15 protein-coding genes and 1 tRNA gene are annotated in these 26540 nt (G+C 58.8%); 9 read left to right on the top strand and 7 right to left on the bottom strand.

Annotated features, from left to right (window positions below; all coding sequences use genetic code 11):
* Positions 1 to 117: 117 nt before the first annotated feature.
* Positions 118 to 3042: a hypothetical protein gene (locus tag VEH04_19005; protein ID HYG24862.1), complete on the top strand. Its 2925-nt coding sequence runs from the start codon at positions 118 to 120 to the stop codon at positions 3040 to 3042.
* A 91-nt stretch (positions 3043 to 3133) separates the two neighbouring features.
* Here VEH04_19005 and VEH04_19000 read toward each other — a convergent pair whose 3' ends face one another.
* Positions 3134 to 5926, bottom strand: coding sequence for a serine hydrolase (locus tag VEH04_19000; protein ID HYG24861.1), 2793 nt, complete (start codon positions 5924 to 5926; stop codon positions 3134 to 3136).
* A 238-nt stretch (positions 5927 to 6164) separates the two neighbouring features.
* Here VEH04_19000 and VEH04_18995 point away from each other — a divergent pair, with 238 nt between their 5' ends.
* A complete protein-coding gene (locus VEH04_18995) occupies positions 6165 to 6671 on the top strand; it encodes a GreA/GreB family elongation factor (GenBank protein HYG24860.1) in 507 nt (168 codons plus the stop codon).
* A gap of 13 nt (positions 6672 to 6684) precedes the next feature.
* On the opposite strand, the gene VEH04_18990 is transcribed toward VEH04_18995, so the two are convergent.
* From VEH04_18990 to VEH04_18975, 4 genes are all read right to left on the bottom strand, one after another.
* Positions 6685 to 6761 (bottom strand) — tRNA-Arg (locus tag VEH04_18990).
* A gap of 484 nt (positions 6762 to 7245) precedes the next feature.
* Positions 7246 to 9489 carry a tail fiber domain-containing protein gene (locus VEH04_18985; GenBank protein HYG24859.1) on the bottom strand — a complete coding sequence of 748 codons (2244 nt, stop codon included), beginning with the start codon at positions 9487 to 9489 and terminating at the stop codon, positions 7246 to 7248.
* A gap of 195 nt (positions 9490 to 9684) precedes the next feature.
* A complete protein-coding gene (locus tag VEH04_18980; protein HYG24858.1) occupies positions 9685 to 12798 on the bottom strand; it encodes a multidrug efflux RND transporter permease subunit in 3114 nt (1037 codons plus the stop codon).
* On the bottom strand, positions 12795 to 13961 hold the full coding sequence (locus tag VEH04_18975) for an efflux RND transporter periplasmic adaptor subunit (protein HYG24857.1): 1167 nt from the start codon (positions 13959 to 13961) through the stop codon (positions 12795 to 12797). The genes VEH04_18980 and VEH04_18975 overlap by 4 nt, the downstream gene beginning before the upstream one ends.
* Positions 13962 to 14257: 296 nt before the next feature.
* On the opposite strand from VEH04_18975, the gene VEH04_18970 reads away from it, so the two are divergent.
* The 6 genes from VEH04_18970 (at position 14258) to VEH04_18945 (ending at position 22990) form a co-directional block, all read left to right on the top strand.
* A complete protein-coding gene (locus VEH04_18970; protein HYG24856.1) occupies positions 14258 to 15343 on the top strand; it encodes an NHL repeat-containing protein in 1086 nt (361 codons plus the stop codon).
* A 116-nt stretch (positions 15344 to 15459) separates the two neighbouring features.
* Positions 15460 to 17196 carry a sigma-70 family RNA polymerase sigma factor gene (locus tag VEH04_18965; GenBank protein HYG24855.1) on the top strand — a complete coding sequence of 579 codons (1737 nt, stop codon included), beginning with the start codon at positions 15460 to 15462 and terminating at the stop codon, positions 17194 to 17196.
* A 315-nt stretch (positions 17197 to 17511) separates the two neighbouring features.
* Entirely contained in the window at positions 17512 to 18600 is a 1089-nt protein-coding gene (locus tag VEH04_18960) for an FIST N-terminal domain-containing protein (protein HYG24854.1), read from the top strand.
* A complete protein-coding gene (locus VEH04_18955) occupies positions 18597 to 20372 on the top strand; it encodes a PAS domain S-box protein (GenBank protein ID HYG24853.1) in 1776 nt (591 codons plus the stop codon). The genes VEH04_18960 and VEH04_18955 overlap by 4 nt, the downstream gene beginning before the upstream one ends.
* A gap of 213 nt (positions 20373 to 20585) precedes the next feature.
* Entirely contained in the window at positions 20586 to 22631 is a 2046-nt protein-coding gene (locus VEH04_18950; GenBank protein HYG24852.1) for a DEAD/DEAH box helicase, read from the top strand.
* Positions 22628 to 22990 (top strand): hypothetical protein, encoded by a 363-nt coding sequence (locus VEH04_18945; GenBank protein ID HYG24851.1) that lies wholly within the window; start codon positions 22628 to 22630, stop codon positions 22988 to 22990. Before VEH04_18950 ends, VEH04_18945 begins: the two co-directional genes overlap by 4 nt.
* Here VEH04_18945 and mnmA read toward each other — a convergent pair.
* The gene (gene mnmA, locus VEH04_18940) at positions 22974 to 24059 is read right to left on the bottom strand and encodes a tRNA 2-thiouridine(34) synthase MnmA (protein HYG24850.1); all 1086 of its coding nucleotides are present in this window, start codon (positions 24057 to 24059) and stop codon (positions 22974 to 22976) included. The two genes, VEH04_18945 and mnmA, sit on opposite strands and share 17 nt — an antisense overlap.
* Before the next feature lie 117 nt (positions 24060 to 24176).
* On the opposite strand from mnmA, the gene VEH04_18935 reads away from it, so the two are divergent.
* Positions 24177 to 25271: a hypothetical protein gene (locus VEH04_18935; GenBank protein ID HYG24849.1), complete on the top strand. Its 1095-nt coding sequence runs from the start codon at positions 24177 to 24179 to the stop codon at positions 25269 to 25271.
* A 4-nt stretch (positions 25272 to 25275) separates the two neighbouring features.
* Here VEH04_18935 and VEH04_18930 read toward each other — a convergent pair whose 3' ends face one another.
* A complete protein-coding gene (locus tag VEH04_18930) occupies positions 25276 to 26535 on the bottom strand; it encodes a hybrid sensor histidine kinase/response regulator (protein ID HYG24848.1) in 1260 nt (419 codons plus the stop codon).
* Between the last annotated feature and the right edge of the window lie 5 nt (positions 26536 to 26540).

The following is a 26540-nucleotide window of genomic DNA, read 5'->3' as shown; positions in this document are numbered from 1 at the left end:
GAGTGGCCACCAGTCCAACAGTGGATCGTCGTCAGGCGCGTCATTACTCTCCTGCGGAATGCCTCTCTTCCGCAATCCCGATGCGCCTCCACGCGCGCGCATCAACTCTAAATTCGCATGATCACAAACCGCATCAAAGCACTCGCCCTCTGCGCCGCCATTGGCATCGTCAGCACCGCCGAGGCAGCCATTACCTATGTCGACATAACTGACGGCCCTGCTGGAAACACCACGACATTCACGAACGGGCAGTGGCAGCCATGGACTGCATTCAACGGACAAACAGCGCTGGCCAACGATGGGATTTGGGACCGCAGAGCATTTGGGAATCTGGCCACGATCTTCCAAAACGCAGCAAACGCCCTCGCGGACACCAATGCGGCGAGGTTGAAGACCAGCATTGCCGTGCCTGAGCCTCCGCCTGGCCAGTATTACAATGTCTATGGATTGTTTTGGACGGATACGAGCCCGACCTGGACCGCGGGCGCGGCATTGACGGATTACCCGGGGCCGCTGCCGTTTTATCGGCAGGGATCGCCCGGCGTGAGGCGGTTATGGGCGAGCACCACAGATTCAACGACCATTTACAGCACCAACCTTTCACCTAATCCCTTCACCACGCCCGTGATGATTTCAGAAGGCAACCGGCGCCTGCTCATGACACCGGTGCTGGGACGGGTTTATGACACGAACATCACGGTGTTTCTTGGCCCCGACCCCAACCAGACTGGGTCGGACACGCGGACGTGGCTTGACGGCATTGGGTATGAGTTGATCGCCAATCAGCTTCTTCTCCCGTTGCTGCTGCCGAACGGCGACGTGAGCGTGACTTACTCTGGAACATCAGGACGGTCCTACTCCTGGGAACGCACAGACAGCCTTGAGCCGCCAGTGGCCTGGATAGCAATGCAGACCAGCACGGCCAACACGCTCGGGCTTGTAAGTCTCACGAACACGCCCTCGGACTCGCAGCAGTTTTATAGGATTCATGATGTCACCCCGCCGCCGGTTACTGTGAGCAACCTGACGGCGACAGCCGGGGTTGGACAGGTGGCGCTGAGCTGGCCTGGGTCGCCTCTCGCGCACAGCTATAATGTCAAGCGGTCCACCGCAAGCGGCGGACCGTACATGACACTGACCAACCGAACCATAACGAGCTTCATCGATACAAACGTGGTGAACGGCACATCCTATTATTACGTCGTGTCGGCGCTGAACTTCGATGGCGAGAGCGCGGATTCCGTGGAGCGGAGTGCAACGCCGTTTCCGCCGCAGCCGCCGGTGGTTCCCGCGAATCTGGTTGCAACTCCGGGCGAGAGCCTGGTTTGGCTGACATGGAGCACTGCTTCCGGCGCAACGAATTACCTGGTCAAGGCAGCGGCCACGAGCGGCGGGCCTTACACCACCGTTACCAACATCGCAGGAACGAGCTTTGTCCATACGGGATTGACCAATGGAACAACGTATTATTTCACCGTCTCGGGAGTGAATGTTTACGGTGAAAGCGGCAATGCGCTCGAAGCGAGCGCAACCCCTGCGGAACTGCCCCCATTTTCGCCGACGGGTCTGACGGCGGTTGCGAGCAATGCGCAGGTTTCACTGACGTGGACTGCGGCAGTGGGTGGCACGAATTACACCGTGAAACGCGCGACGATAAACGGCGGCCCTTACACGGCGATCACGAACGTTACGACGACGAGTTTTGTGGATTTCGACGTCACGAATGCGATGCCTTATTATTACGTGATAGCCGCGTTCAACAACTTCGGCGAGAGCCCGAATTCGGCGCAGGTCACGGCGACGCCATTCGACACGCCGCCGCTGGTTTATTCCGTGGAATTCACAGGCACGAATTTTCCCGCGCCTCCGTTGCCCACGCTTGCGAACCTGCCGATCATTCAACCTCTTCCCGACCCGTTCGCCTGGGCTTCCGATCCGTTGAACATGGTGGGAACGCGCAGCACCAGCTTCTATGACTGGAGCCACCGTCGCGCCGAGATCAAGGCGCAGGTGGAGAATTACGAGATCGGACCCAAGCCGTCCGTCGATCGCACGAACGTGTTCGCCAGCTACAACGCCATCACCGCCACCAATGGAACACTGACTGTGCGGATTACGAACATGGTCGCAGGCCTCCCCAGAACACTGACGCTGACCTGCGCGGTTTTGCTTCCGGCGGGAGACGGCCCATTCCCGGCGGTGATTGGAATGAACACACCGAGTGGAAGCATCCCGGCGAACCTCTTTACGAGCCGCGACATTGCACGCATCACGTTCAGCCACAACCAGGTGACAACCTATAGCAACCCGCAGAACACGAATCCGTATTACCAGCTGTATCCAAATCTTAATATCGATAACAGCGGCCAATACAGCGCATGGGCCTGGGGCGTCAGCCGAATCATCGACGGGCTTGAAATGGTGCAGGATGCGCTGCCCATCAACATTCGGGCGATAGCGGTAACAGGCTGCTCCTATGCCGGCAAGATGGCGCTCTTCTCGGGCGCATTTGACGAGCGCATCGCGTTGACCATAGCGCAGGAATCGGGCGGAGGCGGCGCTAATTCATGGCGATACAACGAAACCGAACCGGCAGGCACGGTTGAGAAGATCAGCAACACGGATCACAATTGGTTCAGCGAAGGAATGTTCGCCTTCAGCGGTGCAAATGTTTCGAGGCTGCCGATTGATCATCACATGCTGATGGCGATGGTTGCGCCACGCGCTTTGTTTGTCACTGGCAACCCGGACTTCACGTGGCTCGGCAATCCGTCGCACTACGTTGCGAGTCGCGCCGTGGAGAAGATCTACAACACCTGGGGGATCGGCGATCGTTTCGGCTTCAACAACATTGGCGGGCACGGCCACTGCGCCACCACGCCCAGCATTGATGCCGAAGTGGGAGCGTTCCTGGACAAGTTCCTGTTGGGGAACACCAACGTGAATACGGTGATCCGCACTTACATCAATCCGTACAACAGCATCGATCACGCGCGCTGGAGTCATTGGTGGGGAACCACCAATGCGGCGTTCGGGCCATGACTTGGGCATGCTGTACCGCTGACAGGAACCCGGCGCACCTGGACCATCCAACGCGGTGCCGATTTGGAAGTCAGCGATACGGCTGCGGTTCCTACGGCAGCATGACTGGCAGTTGAAACAGGTCGTAGAATGGGCTGATGGGCGGGACCGCCCGCACGATGTTGAACAACGTGTTGCCGAGTGTCGTCACGTTCGCGCCAGTGTTTGAAACCACCGCAACCGTCAACCGATCCGCTGTAGTGGATCGCACGAGGTGCGAGGCGCCGTAACTGATGTTGCCGTTCTTCCACACCGAATTGCCGCTGACGCTCACATTATCCCAGCCAATTCCCTGCGACACAGCCGGGAAGAATCGCTGTTCCAGTTCGTTGAAACGCTCGGGTGGAAGGATGTCCGTTTTGTTTGGCATGCCATCGATCGCCGCCATGAAACGGACCAGGTCATGCGCGGTTGCAGTCAGCGATCCTGCAGCCCCGTCGGCTGCGTTCGCGTAAATCGCGTCGCCGTAAGTGACAGGTCCCCACGCGCCTGTGATGCGGCTGTTGCCCCATGGGGAATCGGCGCGCAATATCACGGGCGACGAATTGGGCACGCGACCCGCCGGGTAATAGAGATATCGCCGCGCGTCGCGGAACGTTTCCTCGTTCTCGTACGTGCGCATCAACCGGGCAAATGGCGCCCCCCCAGGGATCAACAGGTTGTCGAGAATCCACGATTCATACGACTCGCCCACCACTTCCTCCACGAACACGCCCAGCTGCTTGAAACTCGGATTCGAGTAGGCGGATAAAAGGGCGACGCCATTGGTGATCAATCTCTGGGTGGCGATGAAGCGGCGCACCTGCTGCTGGGGTGTGAGCTGCGTGTAATCACCGTCCGCATACGCGTTCGCAGCCCCGAGGTCATCGTTGCGGTTGGCAAACCCCGCGGTGTGGCTGAGCAGATGTCGCAGCGTCACATTCGTGAGAGTTGCCAGAAAGGTCGCGTTGCTGAAGTTGGTGTGAATGTTATTGGTAATGCCTTCGTTCACGCCGTCCCAGAACCACTGTTTACCCATTCGGCTCGGCGCATACGGCCATTCGTTCAAACTGGCAATCACGCCGTCATCGATCAGCTTTTCAATCGCAAAGGCGGCAAACATCTTCGACACGCTCCCTATGCACGCGCGATGATACGGCTGCATCAGTTCGCGCTTCTCAACGTTCGCGTAGCCGTAGGCCTTGTTGAGGATCAGCCGCCCGTTCCGGCTGATCGCCACAGTCATGCCGGGAATATTCGCCTGCCGCATCTGTTCCGTGATGTAACGGTCCAGGTTTGTCGCCGTCATCAACTGCGGCGCTGCCTGCCCCTTCACCTGGCCCATGAGAATGTGCGGATGAAACAAATACACTGCATTGTCGGCAAGGCTGCCATTGCGCGATACGAGCTGGATGAACGGCGACGCAGGAGGCTGCTGCACTTCGCGCAACGAGTTGAGTTCTCCCTGGACGCCCGCAACAAGGCGGCTTGTGGAATCGCCCGCCGCGTCGGTGTCCATGTCCATGATAAAAATGCGGTTCGACGTCTCCTCGAGGACGATCGCTGTCACGGTCTGGCCATACAGATCCTTTGGATGGCGGAAGACGATCCACGCCTGGCGATACGGCGGCGATCCGTGCAGATAACCGAAGACGTCGTCCGAACTGGATTGCGTCACGTAACGACCCGCAAGGCCGAAGACGGTGTTGTCTACCGCAAACCCATTCGTCCATAGCGGCAGGCGGTTGGTGAGCGAGTTAGGTCCCGCCGCGCTGAAGTTGAAATAGGAAAGACCTTCCGTTCCAGTCACGATGTTGGTGGAGAAGGTGAGCAATCCATTCTTGCTGACGCGGAACTGTTTGTACGGGCGGCCAAAGAAGTAAAACGTGAAGGGCATGTTCTGGGGACCCGACCAGCGATTGGCGGTTCCACCCGAATCGCCGGAAAGAATCTTCACCCCGAAGAGCGTCTGGGAATCCGTGAGCCCGCGTGCCGGGTTGAAGCCGGGCGTCGAATAAGCAGCGAGCGGCCCGACGGAGACGTAAGCCAATTCCCCCAGCGGGCCGGGCGCCCGGACAGCGCCCTCCAGCAACGGTGGACGATAAAACACATTCGTTCGCGACGGCGGCTCAACCACGGTACTGCCTGCAAGTGGAAGCCATTCGCCCAGCAGATCCGTTGTGGTGTCCAATGCGTCAAAGCCTTTTGCTTCGACAACCACAGGCCCGGCGCCGCCCGTTGCATCCACCTCGGCGCGGATGCGCAACTCGGGCGGGCGCACTTCAACCACGAACGAACAGGTTGCCACGTTGCCGCACGCATCGACCGCCGTGCACGTCACGGTCGTATTACCAGGGTCAAACATGCTGCCGGGAGGAGGCGTGCACGAAAGCGCGGGGGCTGGATCGCCATCGTCCGTTACGGCTGGCAGCGGATAGTCCACCACCGCGCCCGCATCCGACGTTGCGTACGCGACGATTGTGGCTGGGCATTCGATGGTGGGCGAAGCGCCGTCGCGCTGCACTGTGACGGTGAAGGAGTTGGTCGCGCTCTCGCCGCACGCGTTAGTCATCCAGCACGTCACCACCGTAACTCCGAGCGGGAACAAACTTCCCGATTCGGGCTCGCAGACAACTGTGTTGATGTCGGCACACGCGGATGTGACTCGCGGGACTGGAAAATGGACGGCAACGGGATTGCCATTGCAAGAACCGACGACGATATCGCCCAAAGTTTCGAGCGAAAACACGGGCGGAGGATCAGCGGGAACATCGGGAGGCGGCAATGGTTCGTGGGCAGAAGCATGGAAACCTGCCGTCAGCGAAAAAACACAAGTCCAAAGAAACAAGCCACGGGTGGATTTCATGGCGCAATGGCTAAAAAAATTGCGTTGCGAATGCAATCCGGAATCCAGGCCGCGGATATGATTGACGAAAGTTGCTGTAAACTCGGGGTTCAAACTCAACCGAGACGCTGCGTGTACCTGATCGTTGCCCGAAAAGAAACGTCTTCGGTTACGGTGCGCGTTGTGAATGAGATCCGCGCTCGGACATTCCCTCCGGCGGACTTGTTGATGTGGGAAAAGACAGGGGTTATGATTGGGCGTGAGCAAAGCGTTTACGCGTGAATCCGATGGAGCGAGTGGTGACGAAATCACACCGCTGCGACTGCAGGTTCAGCCCGGGATAAAGCGTTACATCACAAAGGATGGAGCCGACCGCTTACGACAACAGGCAAACGCTCTGCTAGAAGAAAAACGAGCTCTGGGGACTGGGGAAAACATCGGAAGCAACGACAGCATCGCCAGGGTGCGCCGGATCGAAACAGCCGTTCAGCGTTTACAGCAGGTTTTGGATTCGGTGATCGTTGCAGAACCTCCCACCGATTCTGGCAAGGTGGGATTCGGCGCATCAGTGCGGGTCCGGCATCGGGACGGCGAGGAAGAAACCTACCAGATAGTCGGTCCTGACGAGGCTGAACCTGACCAAGGGCGAATCAGTTCAATTTCACCCTTGGCGCAAGCCCTGATGAATAGCAAAGCGGGCGATACAGTGCGTTTCAAATCCCCGGGAGGCGGCCAGGAGCTAACAATTCTCACCTTGAATTACTGATGGCCTTTGAAAGTGGTGCGCCCGGCGGGATTCGAACCCACGACATTCTGCTTAGAAGGCAGATGCTCTATCCAACTGAGCTACGGGCGCAACCGATGAATCCGCATTTGGATCCAGTGCGAAACGCGATTGAATCCGGCCTTGTGGCCATCGGAAAATTACTATGCCCGAATTCGCATTCGCGGCAAGCTCATCCGAAAGTCACTCAAGACCACCAAGATCACCATTGCGAAACTGCGGTTGTCTGATTTGGAGCACCGTCCCGTTTTCCCAAAATTGTCGGGACTGTACCTCTGGATTTCGTGATTGGTGTGATTCGTGGCTACCGATTCTTCTACTGATCCGTGGGCAAACAGGACCTTGAACAGGAGGACGCAGAGATCGCGGAGGTAGACGAATGGGCAAATCTCTTAACCAAGAATGAACCCGGATGATTCTCAAACTAAGCGCTGGAACGCTGAAGACTGAAAGCCATACCGCACAGGACTACCAGCGCCGCACGCCACATCCGCGTCAGCCAGAATTTGAGCCTTAAGCCGACTGAAAGTCGGCGCTCCGGAAATCGTGCGGCCTTTTATGGTTCGGTTTCGTTCGAGTGGATCGGGTGGAGAGTTTGGCGGCGAATGATTGTCTCCAACGCTTCAAGCCGCCGGCTCAATTCACCTATCTCCATTTCCTTCTGTTGAAGTTTTTCCTCCAGCTTCTGGTTCAACCCCTGAATTGCGGCCAGCGCCACGCCGTCCGCGTCCAGCATGGAAATGGTTTTGTCGTCCATGCCTACACCAAACGCGGAATGGAAATCCTGCGCCATCGGGCCGAGATGCCGCACGCCGTCATCGGCGATGTAACTCCATGTGCTGAGGGGCAGCGCGGAAACTTTCTCGAGAACTTCGCGGCTGTTCACAGGCGCGAAGTCGCGCTTCGCGTTGCGGTCGCTCAAACCGGTGACAGAGCCGGTGGCGAAGATGTTGCCAATGACATGCAGCTTTTGCTGCGGCGTTGCGGTGCCAATACCGACGTTGCCAAACGGACGGAAAACATTGTCGCCGGAACGCGTCCAGACGCCGATGGTTGCGTCGAAGCTGGTCGCGCCAATGGAACCGCTGCGCACCGCGTCCGCCACCAGTCCCGGCGCGTAGGTTTCGGTGCTGAACAGATGCATCACTCCGGAATCCGATGCGCCCATGCTGTCCGAAAACGCGCCAATGAGCACGCGGTCGCTTCCCAGCGAGGCCACAGGGAGCCCGAAAAAGTCGCCGTTGGCAGGCGTGGGATTGGTGAAGGTGGTCAACAACGTGCCGTTGGTGCTGAACAGATATGCCGCTCCGGCATCCGGCGCGCCCGCTGAGTCTGAGTATGCGCCGATGAGCACACGGTCGCTCCCGACTGGCGCTATCGCGCTGCCGAAATAATCGTTCACCGCGGGAGCGGGATTGGTGAAGGTGGTCAGCAAAGTGCCGTTGACGCTGAACAGATACGCGGCCCCGGCGTTCCCTGCACCCGTGTCGTCGTCGGATGCCCCAATGAGCACGCGGTCGTTTCCCATCGACGCCACCCGGACGCCGAACCGGTCGCCTGCCGCGGGAGTGGGGTTCGTGAAGGTCATCAGCAACGCTCCATTGGTGCTGAACAGGTACGCCGAACCCGCTCCATTCGCGCCGGTGTCGTCCAGAAACGCACCAATCATCACGCGGTCATTCCCGACCGCAGCCACCGAGCTACCGAACGAATCGCCAATTGCCGGAGCGGGATTCGTGAAGGTTGTCAGCAGGGTGCCGTTGGTGCTGAACAGATACGCCGACCCGGCATCCGCCGCGCCCGTGTCGTCCTGATACGCGCCAACAAGCACCTGGCCGTTTCCCACGGCCGCCGCCGAGTAGCCGAAGAAGTCGCCGGCTGCCGGGGTGGGATTGGTAACGTTCATCAACAATGAACCGTTGGTGCTGAACAGGTATGCAATCCCGGCGTCCATTCCGCTCGTGTCGTCCTGATACGCTCCAATGAGGACGCGGTCATTTCCCACGGGCGCCACCGCGTAGCCGAAATAGTCGCCTTCCGCGGGGGTGGGATTGGTGAACGTCGTCGACAGCGTGCCGTTCAGGTTGAACAGATACGCCGCGCCGGCATCGAATCCACCCGTGTCGTCCTGATACGCGCCGATGAGCACTCGATCGTTCCCGACGACTGCCAGAGAACTGCCGAATTGGTCCTGGATCGCTGGCGTGGGATTGGCAATCGTCAACGCGGCGAACCAGTTGGAATCGATGACCATCTTGGCGGCCGTGACCGCGCCATCGGCAATCGCCCCCGTGGTCACAGCGCCCGGCGCGAGCATGGAGGTGGTGATGCTCTCCGCGCCGATGTTGTTCGACAAAATGGTGCCCGCAAGCTGCGTCACCGAAACAGAACCGCTGACCGTCGCGGCTGTGGACGCGTTGGCGCTCTGAATGGAGTATGGCGTTGCGGTGATTGCCTGCCGTGGGCTGAGGGTGGTAAATGCGCCGCCGCCGTTGGTGCGCACGCCGATTTCCAGCCAGCGATCCGCGCCATTGAACGGGGCCGCGCCGAAGTTCAGCGTGACCGTGAACAGCCCGTTGTTAACGCTCGTCGCGGAGTTGGTAACCGCGCCTCCCAGCGCGCCGCCGCCGCTGGCCAGATCATGGATCGTAAATCGTAAATCATAAATTCCGCTCGCGGGACTTGTGCCGTCGTTCAACTGGCCCTGATACGTGAACGCTGTGCCTTGGGCGAACAGTTGCGCCGCGGAAACAACGAGCGAGAGAAGCGCGAGCAGCCGGTTGGGTGAGTTCCTTTGCATAAGCAGTTTCTTGATTACGGAATCGCGGCAATAACCCGGCGCAGCATCGCGCCGGTTCTGCGAGTGGGACGGCTTCGTTATAGCCGCGATTGGCTGTGCTTCAAGGGATTCTTTGGTCCTTAGCCTGAAAAATAATCATTGAGCCAACCGCAAATCAGTCGTGTGAAATGACTGCCAATCGGGGTTCGCGCACGCTCAAACGGCTGCGGGCTCGGCCACAACCGCCCGCTCCTTGCGCGCGAAGCGCTTGCGCATCCATTGCTGGAAGCTTTCCAGGTAGAGATAAATCACAGGCGTGATGTAGAGCGTCAGCAACTGCGACACCACCAATCCTCCCACAACCGCCAGGCCGAGCGGACGCCGCGCTTCGCCTCCCGCGCCGTGCCCGAGCGCAATCGGCAATGTTCCCATCAACGCCGCCATCGTCGTCATCATGATCGGCCGGAACCGCAGCAAGCAGCCCTCGTAAATCGCCTCTGCGGGCGTTTTGCCTTCACGTTGTGCGTCCAACGCGAAGTCGATCATCATGATCGCGTTCTTCTTCACGATGCCGACCAGCATGATTAAGCCCACGAACGCGTAAATGTTGAGATCCATTCCAAACAGCATCAGCGTGAGCAACGCCCCGAATCCCGCCGATGGCAGTCCGGAAAGAATCGTCAGCGGATGAATGAAGCTTTCGTAGAGAATTCCCAGGATGATGTAGATAACGAGGATCGACATGATCAGCAACACGCCAAGGCCCTGGACTGAAGATTGGAAAACCTGCGCCGATCCCTGAAAGCTGGCTGTGATTGTTGCTGGCAGACGCAACTCCTCCTGCAAACGGCGCACTTCATCGACAGCCGATCCCAGCGGAACACCTGGCGCGAGGTTGAATGAAACAGTAACTGCAGGCAACTGGCCAACGTGCGCGATCGTCATGGGCCCCACCCCCCGCGACAGCCGGGCAACGGCGCCGAGCGGCACCAGCTGGTCGTTCTGCGAGCGCACATACAATTGCGACAGCGCGTCGGGATTCTGTTGATACCCCGGTTCCACCTCCAGGATGACCCAGTAGGTATTGACGTCCGAATAGATCGTGGAGATCTGGCGCTGGCCGTAGGCGTTGAACAACGCGTTTTCTATCTGCTCAACGGTCAATCCCGCGGCCGCGGCCTTGTCACGATCGATTTGAACATTGAGCTGTGGATTCGCCACCTGCAAATCACTCGTCACATCCTGGAACCCCGGGAGTTCCGACATGCGTTCGACCAGCAACGGCGCCCACTGGCGCAACTCCGCCATATCCGTGCTTTGCAGGCTGAATTGATACAATCCCTTGCTTAACTGGCCGCCCAGGCGGATCAGGGGCGGAACCTGCAGGTAGACCTGGATGCCCTGCACCGTTGCGAGTTTCGGACGCAAGTCCTGGATGATCTCCTCGGCGCTCCTGTCCCTTTCCGAAAGCGGCTTCAAGCGCATGAAAATGCGTCCGCTGTTCGCTGTCGCATTCGGCCCGCCCGCGCCTATCGACGACATGAAATTGAGGATGTTGGTGTTCTCGCTGATGATCGCCGCCACGGCCAGCTGCCGTTCGCGCATTGCTTCAAACGAAATGTCCTGCGCGGCTTCCGTTGAGCCAAAAATCTGGCCCGTGTCTTCCACTGGAAAAAAGCCCTTGGGCGTGACGACAAAAAGGCAAGCTGTCGCAACCACCACCAACAGCGACAGAATCAACGTCGCCAGGCGATGCCTCAGCACGATGACCAACGTTCGATCGTAGAGGCCGCGAAAGCCTTCGAAGAACCGCTCTGACGCGGCGTAAATGCGTCCATGCTTGCGTTCGTGCGCCGGGCGAATGAACCGGCTGCACAGCATCGGGGTGAGGGTCAGCGATACAAAGCCCGACAACAACACAGCCACTGCAATCGTCACCGCGAACTCGTGCAACAGCCGTCCGATGATCCCTCCCATGAACAGCACGGGGATGAAAACAGCCGCAAGCGACAGTGTCATCGAGATGATCGTGAACCCGATTTCGCGTGATCCCTTTAACGCAGCCTGGAACGGGGGCATGCCGTCTTCAATGTGACGCATGATGTTCTCGAGCATCACAATGGCGTCATCGACGACGAATCCCACGGACAACGTCAACGCCATCAAGGAGAGATTATCGACGCTGTAGCCCATCAGGTACATCGCGGCGAAGGTGCCGACGATGGACATCGGAAGCGCGAGGCTCGGAATCACGGTGGCAGAAAGGTTCCGCAGAAAAAGGAAGATGACCAGAACCACGAGGCAAACCGTCAGCATGAGGGTGAACTGCACTTCGCGGACGGATTCGCGGATGGATTGCGAGCGGTCGCTCAGAACCTCCACGCTCACAGACGCGGGCAGCTGCACACGAATGCTGGGAAGCAACGCGCGGATGGAATCGACCACTTCGACCGTGTTCGCGCCGGGTTGACGCTGCACCGCCAGGACGATGGCGCGCGTGTTGTTGAACCAGCTTGCGACCTTGTCGTTTTGCACGCTGTCCAGGACGCTTCCCAATTGTTCGAGGCGCACCGGCTGGCCGTTGCGATAGGCCACGATGATGGGCCGATATTCCTTTGCCTCCCGCAATTGCCCATTGGCAAGGATCGTGTATGCCTGCCGCGCGCCATCGAGCGTTCCCGTGGGCAAATTGACGTTCGACTGCTCCACGGCCTGAGCCACCTCATCGATGCCAATCCCGTACGCAGCGAGCTTCGTGGGATCGACGCGAATCCGCACCGCATATTGTTGCGATCCGAAAACGGACACCTGCGCAACGCCTGCAACCATGGAGATGCGTTGCGCCATGAACGTCTGCGCGAATTCATCCACTTTCGACAGCGGCAGTGTTTCAGAAGACAACGCAAGGAACAGAATGGGTGAGTCCGCGGGGTTCACCTTGTTGTACGTGGGCGGCGCCGGCATGTTCGGCGGCAACTGCCGGCCCGTTTTCGAAATCGCAGATTGGATGTCCTGCGCGGCAGCGTCGATGTCCCGTTCCAGGTTGAACTGAATCGTGATCCGCGTGTTGCCGAGTGAACTCACCGACGTCATCGAATCGATTCCCGCAATCGTCGAGAACTGCTTTTCCAGCGGTGTCGCGACCGACGCAGCCATCGTTTCCGGACTCGCGCCCGGAAGGCTGGCGGTCACCTGGATCGTGGGAAAATCGACGTTCGGCAGGTCGCTGACAGGCAAGTACCGATAGCTGACGATCCCGAAAAGGAGGATCGCCATCATGACCAGCGACGTCATGACGGGGCGGCGAATGAATATTTCCGAGATATTCACGGCGCGGCTACGGCTGGGGTGACGGAGGCGGCGGACATTGGGTTATTCTTGATCACCACCTTTGCGCCGGGTGTGACGCGCAGGTGGCCTTCAGAGATCACCGTTTCGCCGGCTGCAACGCCCTGCAGAATCGCCGTCTTCCCGGCGTGAGTAATTCCCGGCTTCACAGGACGCATCTCCGCGGCTCCATCAGCGGTCACGACAAAGACATACTCGCCGTTCTGCCCCGATTGCACGGCATGGCTGGGAATCGACGTGACATTCACGAGGTTGCTCAACGTGAGAACGGTATTCACGAACTGCCCGGGCCAGAGCGTAAGGTCTTCGTTGTCGAACCTCGCCTTCAGCTGAATGGTGCCTGTGCCGGGGCTCACACGATTGTTGATGAAGGTCAGCTCGCCGATTGACTGCCTCTCGGTCTCTCCAGGTGCAAACGCGCGCACCTCAAGCGAGGCATTCGCGGCCCGACTGCGGATCGCGTTCAGGTGGTGCTCCGGGACGCCAAAGACCACTTGCGCGGGTTTGAGCGATGCGATGGTAACAATGGCATCATCGGGCGCTTTGATCACATTGCCAGCCTTTACCTGCAACGCTCCCGTCCTGCCGTCAATCGGCGCCCGAATTTCCGTGTAGCTGAGACTCACCATCGCGTTGGTCACGGCGGCTGCATCGGCGTTCACAATGCTTTGGGCTGCAAGGAACGTCGCCTCGGCGGTCTGAAAATCCTGTTCCGAGGCGATGTTGCTTTTGAAGAGATTGCTCGTCCTGAGAAACTCCAGCCGCGCGTTGAGCAACTGCGCCTCGGCGCGTCGCAAATTTGCAACCGCCTGGTTCAGTGCGGCGTTCCACGCGCTTGCGTCGAGCGTGACGAGAGGATCGCCCGCTTTGACCTCCTGGCCTTCGGTGAAATGGACGGCCTGGATTTTTCCGGTCACCTGCGGCCGCACAGTCACGAGGAAGAGAGGCTCGACAGTGCCCACGCTCGAAATTTCAACAGGAAGGTCACCGCTGACGGCCTGCGCTGTGCCCACTGGAACAGGCGCACGGTTGCGGCCGGGAGCCGCGGCGTCTTTACGTTGCGAGCAGGAGACTGCGGCGAGGCACAGGAAAAGCACCACGAACGGGATCGGCAGCCGAGCGCATGCCTTGTTTAAATCAGTCATTCAGAGCACTGAAGCTAGACAGGAGCTCCGACGTGTCAAGTTACGCCCATTCGCAAAATCGGCAGTGGATCCAGGGATTCCGCTACAACAACAGCGGCCCTTCAGAGCAATGGTTCTCATACGAACAGAAACCTTTTCTAAAAATTGGGATCAAAAGCCCGGGGCACTGGGGAGTGTGTTTCGGCATTACAGGAACCCATGAACTCTGTTGAGCGTGATGGTCCGGGGAGCATCGAGGGAACCAGCGAGGAGTCTTGAATTGGCAGATTTGGGCCGCCTGCTAAGCTGCTGACCGCATGCAATCCCCGATGCTAGTTGGGTTTATATTGCTCCTGCTGCCGTTTGGTGTTTACGGAGAATTGTTCGTCAGCGATTTCGATAACAACCGGGTGCACCGCTACAACGCGACGAATGGGAGCTTCATTGATGTCATCGTCCCCAATACGAACAACCTGCTCAGCCTTCCCCACGGCCTGGCATTTGGTCCCGACGGGAACCTCTATGTGGCGAGCGCGGGCAACGATTCAGTCCTGCGTTACAATGGAACCAACGGCGGGTTCATGGATGTGTTCATCGGTGCGGATGCGGGCCTCGATTATCCCGTGCGGCTACTTTTCCGGCCCGACGGCATGCTTTGGATCAGCAGCCAGCTCAACGATCGCGTGCTTCGTTTCAACGCAACAAACGGATCATTTGTGGATGCGTTCGTCACAAACTCCGCTGCCACAAACGGTTTTTCTGACATGACATTTGGACCAGACGGACACCTGTACGTCGTTGGCCGTTTCAGCAACAGAGTTATGCAATTCAACGGGACGAATGGCGCACTCATGCGCGTGATCGTTTCCAATCACCTCTCGCAGCCGTTCGGACTGCGCTTCGGAGCCACCAACGAGCTTCTGGTGGTGAGCGGCAACGACAATCGTGTGCAGCGATTTGACGGTCACGATGGCGCCTGGCTGGGCGAATTCACAACCGAGGGGAACCTTGGCCTGCCTGTCGGCCTGGTGCATGGGCCTGACGGCAACGTGTACGTGGCGAGCTACAGCACTCACAAAATCGCCCGGTTCGACGGAGTGGACGGTACGTATCTGGGCGATTTCGTTGTGCCGGGCAGCGGGGGCTTGTCCGGGCCCAACTTCATGGCTTTCAGCCCGGCGACACTTCCAGCGCCGGAATTGATCATCACAACATCAGGCGAGGAACTGGATGTCATGTGGCCGCGGATGACCATTCCTTCGATCCTGGAACAGACTGACGATCCGGCATTCTCCGATTGGACGCGGGCTCCAGGAGCCATTTCGATCAATTCGACAGCAAAGTCCGTCCCCGTTTCTCCATCGGCGAGCAACAGGTTCTTCCGTCTGAAATTGTTGGAATGATCCGGCCATCCAGAGCCCGACGCACGAACACGGAACCGGCAGGAAGGCCAGGCCGTTGCAAAACTGTTCAAGAAATCGTGGCGGATTTCAGCGGGATGCGGCCATGACTTGGATGAATGGTGAACAGCCTCAATGACGACGAACTACTGAAACGGTACGCTGCCGTACCGTCTGACGCGGTCTTCGAGATTCTCGTCACGCGGCATGTGAATCTCGTTTATGGCGCCGCGTTGCGTCAGGTCAGGGATACCTCGCTGGCAGAGGAGGTGACTCAAACCACCTTTCTGCTCCTTGCCCGAAAAGCCGCCTCATTATCCTCGGGAACGATCCTTGCAGGCTGGCTATATCGCACCACCCGCTTTGTTGCCCGTGAAGCCTTGCGCTCAGAGCGACGACGCCAAGCACGGGATAAAGCTGCCATGGAAACTTTGTATGAACCACCAGGGGATCATCACTGGGAGGACATCGCCCCTGCACTCGACCAGGCCCTGGCGGAACTGCCCGAGCGCGAACGACTGCCGTTGCTGCTGCGATTCTTCGAAAACAAAACGCTGAGAGAGGTGGGCAGCGCGCTGGGCATTTCTGAAGACGCGGCCCAAAAACGCGTCGCCCGCGCGCTGGACCGGCTGAGGAACACATTCACAAGCGAAGGCATCACGGTTTCAAGCGCAACGCTCATGACGCTGCTTTCAACCAGCGGCCCGCAGGCCGCGCCAGCTGGACTGGCAGCTTCGATCGTCAGCGCAGCCGGAATTGGCTCGGGTCTCGCATTAACGTCCCCTCTATTCACCCAGACCGCCTTGAAACTTATGGCATTCACCAAATTGAAAATTGCCGGGACAGCGCTGCTGCTGGTCGCTGTCACTGCCGTGCCGGTCGTTGTTCAACAAAGGCAACTCACCGAGCTGCGCAACGAAAACGAACTCGTGAGAAAGGAGGCGCCTGTGACGGCGTCTGCTGAAATGCCCGCCGTGGAGGCAGACAGTGATGAACTCGCAAAGCTGCGTCGCGATGCCGCCGAGGTGCTGCGGCTGCGGGGCGAGATCGGGCTGCTCACGCGCGAAAACCAGGAACTCGCCCGCGCCGCCGCGTCCCAAATAATCAAGCCCGATGAGCGGGAGAAAGGCACCGATCCAATGGCGCGCTTCACCCTCGGACGAGAGCTTGCTGCACAAGGAAAACACGCGGAAGCCCTGCAGCACTTTCTATGGTGTTACGACGAAGGTGTTGGACAATCCCGCGCGTTCGCGGGCGTGCGCAGCAGTTTTCTCCTGATGCAATTGAGCGAATTGGCGAAGCATTACGCGCCAGCCCGGGACGCTCTGATAGCCCGCCGTGACGCAGCGGAACAGAAGATCATCAGCGGCAACCCGGATCCTTACGATGTACATACCCTGCTCCAGCTGAACGAAAAAACCGGACCGCCTTCCAGAATGTTGACGTTGTTTGATGAACTTCCAGAAGGACATCCCGCCCGCGCAATGATTATTGACGCTGCAGGGGAGCAGTTCATCGCGGCGCGGCGCTACAAGGACGTGGCGTCAGGCCGACCCGAAGCGGTTTTTGACCGCTATGCACACATCACCACGGACTCGAAGGAACGCGCGCCAAACGACTTCGTTCAATCGTCTTTGCGCAGGCTCGCGATCAACTCGGGCATTGGAGGGGTCGAGGCATTGGCGGGCGCGGGCGATGTGGCCCGGGCCATTTCGCTCGCGGACAAGGTGCTGGCCTTCGACGGATCTGCAGAGACTCGCGGCCTGTTGCTGCAGCACGCTGTTCGCGCTGGCAACGCCGACTTAATAGCGCACCTTCGCGCCACAGCCGCTCCCCGCAGCCCAACAGCCGAATAGATCGCTCGGATCAGCGAGGTTTCGCAGCAACGATCGCGGCCTGAAGGACCTCGCTTCGAAGCCGCTAAATTAGGGTCGGCTTTTGGCAATTTCTGTGTGCTGGCGAACACCAGTCCCCCCGATATAGCGGCATTGTCGCCACACACAGGCGGCAAATCAGGCACTGCCATCGAATCACCGACGCAACAAAGCGTCGTCGGGCGCAATGTCGAATCTGCCGTGACGACGCCATGAAATCAGGGTGAACACTTGAAAATCGAACAGAGAAACTGGAACGCCTCCCAAGGCTGGACTCATGAGACAACGGACCCGGGCATGCAGTTGGCCATTGTATTCGGGTCCACCGAGCGCATGGACGATCCTCGATTAATCCAGTCGATCCATGAGTTTTATCCCAAGGCTTACATTTTCGGTTGTTCGACGGCCGCGGAAATTTGCGGAACGCAGGTGATTGAAGAAGGGGTGACCATCACGGCCATTCGCTTTGAACACACCCAATTCCGCACCGCGCAAGTCGTTCTGGACGAAGCCAGGGAAGGTTTTGCCGCGGGCGAACGAATTGCACAAAGCCTTCCACCCGCGATCCCCAACCCCGACGGCTCAGAAGATCCACTCGCGCATGTCCTTGTGCTGTCGGACGGTTTGAACGTCAACGGCAGCCGGTTTGTTTCGGGAGCAATGCGGCACCTTCCGCCCGGCGTCACGCTGACGGGCGGGCTCGCTGGAGGAGGTTCTCACGTGGGCGAGACGCTGGTGTTCCGGGACGGCGTGCCTGCGAGAGACACGATTGCAGCGGTCGGATTGTATGGAAGGCGGCTCACGGTGGGATTCGGGTCTTTGGGGGGATGGGATTCCTTCGGCCCTGAACGACTCATTACGCGGTCGAGCGGAAACGTCCTTTATGAGCTGGACGGGCAACCCGCCCTCGCGCTTTACAAGCGATACCTCGGCGACCAGGCCAGGGGATTGCCGGGAACGGGACTTTATTTTCCATTGAGCATTCGCTCGACACCCAACGGCAACGCTGTGGTTCGATCCTTCCTGGCGGTGGATGAAGCGACACAAAGCCTGACGTTCACGGCGGATATTCCTGGAGGCGCCTACGCGCGCCTCATGAAAGCCAATATCGACCGCCTGATCGACGGTGCCGCCCATGCGGCGCAAACATCGCGTGACGCGCCCGGGACGGAACCCGACCTTGCAATTCTGTTCAGTTGCATCGGCCGGAAGCTGGTGTTGAAGCAAAGGGTTGAGGAGGAAGTGGACGCCGTGCGCGAAGTGCTCGGTCCACGAGCCGTGATGACAGGCTTTTATTCGCATGGGGAAATCTCACCGTTTGCGCCGGGACAGAAGTGCGAACTGCACAACCAGACGATGAGCATCACGACTCTCACCGAAAGATGAAGACCTTGCACACACTGCTTGCGAGGCAGCTCAGGCAACACTTCGGACCCGCCTTCGAAATTCCGCCCGAATGGAACGCGTTCATCAGTTGCGTCAACGGAGCCTATGGGGATTTTGATGCGGATCGGGCGCTGTTGGAACACTCGCTGGAATTGAGTTCGCAGGAGCTGCTTGATGCAAATTCGCAGATGAGGGCCGTGTTTGATGCGCTGCCCGATCCTGTTTTTCGCCTCAACCATGGCGGGACAATCCTCGACGCGAAGGCAGGCATCAACGGCGAACTGAATTTCGACCGCCAGGAATGGATCAGCCGCAGGATCGAGGACACCCCGCTCAGGCACGTTGCGCCGAAGTTCGCGGAAGCAATCCAGAACGTTGCCGCCACCAATGAACCGGTCTGCATTGAATATTCCGCTGTTGCGAAGGGGCATGAATCGCACTACGAGGCGCGCCTGGTTCCCCTTCTCGAAAAGCAGATCCTGGTTCTCATCAGGAACATCACCGAACGCAAGCAGTCCCTCCGGCTTCTGGGCGCCGCGGTCGAACAGGCGTCCGAGGCCATTGTCATCACCGATTCAGAATTGCATCCGCACGGGCCGCGCGTCCTCTTTGCAAATCAGGCGTTCCTTCGAATGAGCGGCTACGACGCCTCGGAAGTGCTCGGCAAGACGCCGCACATCCTCGAAGGACCGAAGTCGGATCCAGTCACGCTTCAACGCATCAAGGATACCCTGGCCCGCGGCGTGTCATTCCACGGAGAGTTGACCAACTACCGCAAGGACGGGACGGAATTCGTTGCGGAATGGCAGATCGTTCCGCTGCGCGACTCCACTGGAATGGTGACCCATTTTTTGGGCATGCATCGGGATATCACCGCGCGAAAACAGGCTGAAGCGAACCTCGAAATACTGAACAAGGAACTCCTCAGTTCGTCCCGGCAGGCCGGAATGGCAGAGGTGGCGACCAGCGTCCTGCACAACGTCGGCAACGTTCTCAACAGCGTCAACATTGCCTCCGCGTGCCTTGCCGAAAGCCTTGGAAAATCGAAGTCGGTCGATCTGGCCAAGGTGGCCGATCTGCTCTCCCACCACGAGGCAGATCTCCCCGCCTTCTTTGCAACGGATCGCAAGGCCCGCCTCATTCCGGGTTATCTGGCACAACTCGCGAAGCATCTTGCTGGCGAGCAGGCCTCCGCGATGAAGGAACTGGCGTTGTTGCAGAAAAACATTGAGCACATCAAGGAGATCGTCCGGATGCAGCAGGATCTTGCCAGGACTTCCTGTGTTACGGAGGTTCTCAGTCCCATTGAACTGGTCGAGGACGCATTGCGAATGAACTGGAGCGGGCTTGCGGGCCAGCACATCGAGGTCGTCCGCGAGTTTCAGGAGGCGCCCGCGGTGACTACGCAGAAGCACCAGGTCCTGCAGATTCTTGTCAATCTCATCCGCAACGCCAAACATGCCTGCGAAGCGACAATGCGGGGCGATCGCCGGGTGATCATCCGCACCACCGTCGCAGGAAGTCGCGTCAGGATTTCGGTCATCGACAACGGCGTCGGCATACCGCCCGAACACATGGACCGAATTTTCAGCCGCGGCTTCACCACCAAGAAGAATGGCCACGGTTTCGGCCTCCACAGCGCCGTGCATGCGGCAAAGGAAATGGGCGGCGAGCTTCGGGTTGTAAGCGATGGGCCCGGCAAGGGAGCCACGTTCACCCTTGAACTTCCTGTCGCCCAAGCGCATCCCGTCGCGAGCGCGGAAGCGGCGTGAACACCCGAACGGCGGGACCTGCAGCGCGCGGCTTCATCCCGCTTCGGTGAATGCCTCAGCGCGCGTCATCATCATTCTCCACCACCTTATTCCACGCGCAGGCTCAAGCGCCACGAATACAGCGCGCTGTGTTTCGCAGAACAGAGTTTTAAGAAATTCCTCTCTTTCGCCGCGCTCCCGAGCTATGTTTCCGCACTCATTTAAGGGATTCATATGAAACTTTTTTCCGAACTCGGGCTCTCAGCCGAGATCTTGAAGGCAGTCGATAAACTCGGCTTTGAACAGGCTTCACCCATCCAGGCGGAAGCGATTCCCGTGCTCATGCAGGGGCGCGACGTCGTCGGGCAATCCCAGACGGGATCCGGGAAAACGGCCGCGTTTGGCATTCCAGCCGTCGAGAAGGTCCAGCCCGGCGATAAAGCCGTGCAAGCCCTGATTCTTTGTCCCACCCGCGAACTGGCTGTGCAGGTGTCCGAGGAGATTCACAAACTCGCCGCCTTCAAACGCGGCATCCACGCGCTGCCCATCTACGGTGGCCAGTCGTATGACCGCCAGTTCTACGGCCTGAGGCAGGGCGCCCAGATTGTGATCGGCACTCCCGGCCGCATCATGGATCACATGCGCCGCGGCACGCTCCGCTTTGACAGTTTGAAGATGGTCATCCTCGATGAAGTCGATGTCATGCTGAACATGGGTTTCCGCGATGACATCGAATTGATCCTGCAATCCACGCCCAAGGAGCGGCAGACGGTTTTCTTCTCGGCGACGATTCCCAAGCCGATCCAGCAGCTGATTGAAAAGTATTCGCGCGACCCGCAGAGCATCCGCATGGAACAGAAGGCGATGACTGTTCCGACCGTGGAGCAGGTTTTCTACGAGGTGGACCGCCGCTACAAACTCGAGTTGCTGACGCGGTTGATTGACATCCATGACCTCAAGCTCGGGATCGTTTTCTGCAACACCAAACGGATGGTGGACGACCTGGTCGACCACTTGAACGCGCAGGGGTATTCGGCGGATCGGCTGCACGGCGACATGACGCAGGCAATGCGGGATCGCGTCATGAACAAGTTCCGCAAGTCGGGATTGGAATTCCTGGTGGCCACGGACGTCGCGGCGCGCGGCATTGATGTAGACGACGTGGAAGTGGTGTTCAACTACGACCTGCCGTACGACGCGGAAGATTATGTGCATCGGATTGGCAGAACGGGACGCGCTGGCCGCAGTGGCCGTGCCGTGTCGTTCGCATCGGGGCGCGAGGTTTTCCAGATTCGAAATATCGAGCGCTTCACGAACATGAAGATACAGCGCGGGCGCATTCCGACGGTGACTGAAGTCGAGGAAGCGCGCGCGAATGTTTTCCTTGAGAAAGTGCGCGCCACATTGCGCGGCGAGGATTACAAGCGGCACGAAAGGCTTGTTGAAGTGCTGCTCGAGGAAGGTTTTGTCTCCACAGACATTGCGTCCGCCCTCATGCATCTCTTGCAAAGCGGTGAAGCGGCTCCCGCGAAGGCGGTTCAGGAGGAATATCAACGGCCACAGGATGATCAACGCGCAGGGCCGAGGGATCGAGGCAACGATCGTGGCGGCCGAAACGAACGCGGGGAGCGGGGGGATCGCGGCGACCGGGGGATTCGCGATGACCGGCGGGGACGGTTTGATCGGCGGGACGAGCGTTCAGCCGATGCCGCGCCGGTCCATTTGCGAGGCGAAATACCTCTGGATCGGAGTGGCGGGCCCATGAGGCACGCACATCTTCAACGGGACCAAATGGCCCGCAAGGCCGAGCCTATGTCGCGCCCCGTCAAAGCCGCGCAGCCTCCGCGCGACCCGAAACATCAACCGGTTGCGCCCGCTGCGAGCCCAGCACCGCTAAAGGCCGCAGCACCCGCGACGCCTGTGGAGAAGACCTACTCAGACAGGGAAATCCTTGAATCGGTCCGGGAACCCGAGGTGCGCAAGGAACGCTCCCCGCAGCCTCAGGCCTCCGGAAAGCCGGAAAAGAAGGCAAGCCGCGCTACACCCGCGCATCAAACGCGGCTCTGGATCAACCTCGGAGAAGCGCAGGAAATCAAGCCGCTGGACATCGTCAACGCCGTTTCAGGCGAAACAGGTTTGCCCGGGAAGGTGGTTGGCACCGTTGATGTGCGGGAGCGCCATCTGTTTGTGGATGTCGATTCCGAACACACAAACAGCATCATCGCAAAGTTGAATCGCGCTTCAATCAAGGGTCACAAGGTCAAGGCGAAGGTGGCATGAGCGAGGCCAAGCCGCCGTCCATCGAGCGCTTGTTCCCGTTCGTATTGCGGGCGCGGATCCTGATCATCGGCCGCGAAACACTTGCCCGTAGCAAGGGGCGGCTCCACTTCATCCTGATCACCCGCGACATTTCCGAAAACAGCCGGGCGGAAATGTTGAAAGAGTTTTCGCATTACCCTGTGGTTCAACACTTCACCTCCGAGGAATTGGAAAAGCACTTCGGCCTTCGCAACACGAAGGTGGTGGGATTTCAAAAGTCAGGGCTCGCGCAGTCCCTATACGCGGAGTTGAAGGAACATCGCATCAACAAGCCCGCGCAGCGCGATAGTGATCCAGGCAACTCTACGCCCCCCGTCTGATCCAGCCGCCGCCCACAACAAGGTCTTCCTGATAAAACACCGCAGCCTGCCCGGGTGTGATGGCGCGCTGCGGCGAGTGAAGCTTCACCTCGGCACGATCGCCATCAAGAGGCACGACCGTCGCAGCAGCACCAGGATGATTGTAGCGAATCTTTGCGGTGGCCTCGATTGGCCCTTGCAGTCTTTCAAACGGGATCCAGTTGCAGCGCTCCACAACAAACGCGTCCTGGTCCAATGCTGTCTCGTCGCCGACCACCACGCGATTGCTCTCTGCGTCCAACTCGACCACGTAAAGGGGCCTGGGTGACGTGAGGCCAAGTCCCTTGCGCTGGCCGATCGTGTAAAACTCAATGCCTTCGTGCTGCCCGAGCACCTGACCCTGAAGGTTCACGATGTCGCCACGATGATTGGCCACGAGCTTGGAATCGCGGAGAAACTTGCCGTAATCCTTATCGGGCACGAAACAAATCTCCATGCTCTCCTCCTTGTCAGCTGTCTTGAGCTGGCAATGACGCGCAACATCGCGGGTATCGCTCTTCGTCTTTTCGCCCAACGGGAAGATGGCCCGCGCCAGCTGTTCCTGCCGAAGCGAAAACAGGAAGTAGCTCTGGTCCTTGCGCAGGTCGCGTCCGCGCCGCAGCAGCACCCGCCCGTCGTCCCGCCGATCGAGCCGCGCAAAATGGCCGGTCGCAATATACTGCGCGCCCAATTGGTCCGCCCGCTCGATCAGCCTCCCGAACTTGAGATTCTGGTTGCACATCACACAAGGATTCGGCGTGCGCCCGGCCTTGTATTCGTCGGCAAAATACTTGATCACGCGATTCTGGAACTCCGCGGCTTCGTCGATGAGATAATACGGAATTCCCAGCTTGTGGCAGACCGCCCGCGCGTCGGTGACCGCCTGCGGTCCGCAGCATTTGTCCTCGGCACGGTTGACGCAGTCCTGCGGCCACAGCTTCAAGGTGATGCCGACGACATCATAGCCCTGATCGAGCAACAGGGCAGCGGTCGCGGAGGAATCAACTCCACCGCTCATTCCGACGACAACACGTGTTTTGGTCTGGATCACTGGGCGACAATATAGATGTGGTGCGCACGGTTGTCAGTTGCCAGTTGTTGGTTGTTCGTTTCGATTGACAGCGAAGCGCAATGGTGATCGCATACTCCGCGTCTTAAGGAGCCACTTATGAAATCAATCCTCGTCCTCTTAACCGCAGTCCTCAGCCTAAATTCGCCGAACGCCTGGGCCGCTTCCACAGCGACCGCCCGGATGTATTGCCTTTCACCGCAATTCCATCGCGCGAACGGTGGACCTAATAATTTCTATTACATGGATCTCACCAGCCTCGACGCGGGCGTGAATGGTGAGCTTCGTTATTGGGGCAGCACCTACACGTACTCCACCTGGTTCGAAATGGAGGATTGGATCTTCGAAGAAACCGTTGGCGGAGCCTTGAATCTCAACAAGCCCTCCTCGCAGGACCTCAATGGAAACGGGTTCGATGACTTCTACGAGGTGTCACAGGCCGTGTCAGGGCGGACGTCATCGGGCGTTTACCAGTTCTTCGGCGGCGCGGTTGAGACGGCAACCGCCACCTGGAATCGGGAAGCGGGCACCAGTTACGGCACCTGCACGCTGAACCTGAACAACTTCGGCAGCTTTACGCACACTTTCCAGATCCTCGAGTACACGGGATCGCTGACTTACACGCCCGGCGCCACCACCGTCACGGGTATTGTTTCCATGGAGCGCACGGAATCACCGGAATGGACGTTCGGCGGGGTTCTGGACTTCGTGAAGTCCACCGTGAATCCTGCAAACCAGCTGACCAATCAGTTTTCGACATGGACGAATTCCTGGGATCAATCGTATGAAGTTTGGGAGCAACCTTTTGTGCGCCATCATCCGGCGCGTCCTTCCGCCTATTCAGGCTTCATCGAATTCCTGGACGGCAACCTGGGTACAGAGCAGGCGGATTACTTTTTGTGGGCACTCGTGATCCATGATTCAAACGATTCAGACGGAGACGGCATTCCCAACTTGAGCGACAGCGCGGCCGTTGTTGCTCCGAAAGCGCCGCAGTTGCGCATTCGAAACAGCGGAACAAACCTGGTCATGACGGTTTCAGGGGATGTGGGCCGGGAGCATCGAATCCAAAGCAAGGGAAGTGCGACTGGATGGATTGACGGGCCTGTCTTTACATTGAGCACCGATCCCCAGGAGGTTCTGGTTCCGTATCCTCTCGCGAGCCCGACATTGTGGCGGGCATTTGCGCACTGACCGGCTATTCGGCCTTTAGAAGCTTCTCCCAAAGGCTGTCGTTCAGAACGACCTTGCGCAGGAAGTCCGTGTCCGCGGCGGCGGGTTGGTGGAGATTGGGATCGAGGGGCAGGCGGATCGTGAACGTCGTGCCCCGGATATTTTCGTTCCGCGCTTCAATCTTGCCGCCGTGATGATGCACGATGAAATAGCATGCCATCAGGTGGATGCCGTACTCCATCGGGCTGTCGCTGCGAACCACAAATGGGTCGAACACGAGACGCAACGCTTCCTTTGGCAGGCCCGGACCGTCGTCCGAAAGCTGAACCTGGATCCCTTTCTTGCTTGAGCCGTTCGTTTCCTGCGCCGTGATTTTGATCTCGCTGCCCTGCGGAAGGCTTGCGAGTTCATCCTTCAGCAACAGGTCGAACAAACGGTGGAACTTGGGCTTGTCGACTTTGATCAACGGAAGGTCCGCGGGAATGTTGTTGATGATGCGAATGTTCTTTGCCGCGAAACTGGATTGAAGGTTGGCGATGGCCGCCTCGACGACCTCGCGGATATTCACCTGGTCGGCGAACTCGAACGCCGGCTTTTCGGAAGCGCTCCACAGGTCCTTCAGCAAGTTGTTGATCTTTTCAATCTGGCCCTGGACGTTCTGGTAATATTCCTTCCAGAAATCCGGGTTGCGCAAGCCGCTGATCTCCATCTTCTCCTCCGCCAGCTTCGCAGGGGCGAGATCGAGAAAAGTCTTAACCGCGACGAGCGAGTTGCGAATGTGATGACTCAGGCCGGCTGCGAGCAGGCCAAGGCTCACCATCCTGTCGGCGATCATCATGTTGTGCAGCACGGACATCTTTTCGTGCAACAACTGGTCGCGCTCGGTCTGGACCAGGAAGAACTCCAGGCTTCGCTTGAGCGTCTGCTCCAGTTGCACGGGATCCCATGGCTTGGTGACGTACTTGTAAATCGAACCTGTGTTCACCGCCGCAATGGCTGCGTCCATGTCCGCATACGCCGTCGCCAGAATACGAATGATCCGCGGATGATTGACCCGGACCTTCTCCAGAAGCCACACCCCCTTTTCGCCGGGCATCCTCTGGTCGGTCATGAGCACGCCGATCTCCTCCGCGTGTTCCTCCACCAGCTTGAGTCCGTCCTGCGCGTTGGTGGCCGTATAGATGCGGAACTGCTCTTCGAACGCGCGGGCAAAGTACTTGAGCGACTTCTCCTCGTCGTCGACGTAGAGGATCGCGTACTTTTTATAATCGTACAGACTGTCCATAGGGT

It is taken from the genome of Verrucomicrobiia bacterium (assembly GCA_035629175.1).
GTDB lineage: Bacteria > Verrucomicrobiota > Verrucomicrobiia > Limisphaerales > DASXHY01 > DASXHY01.
Note: the sequence above shows the minus strand (reverse complement) of the source record. Positions and strands in the feature narration are given on the sequence as shown.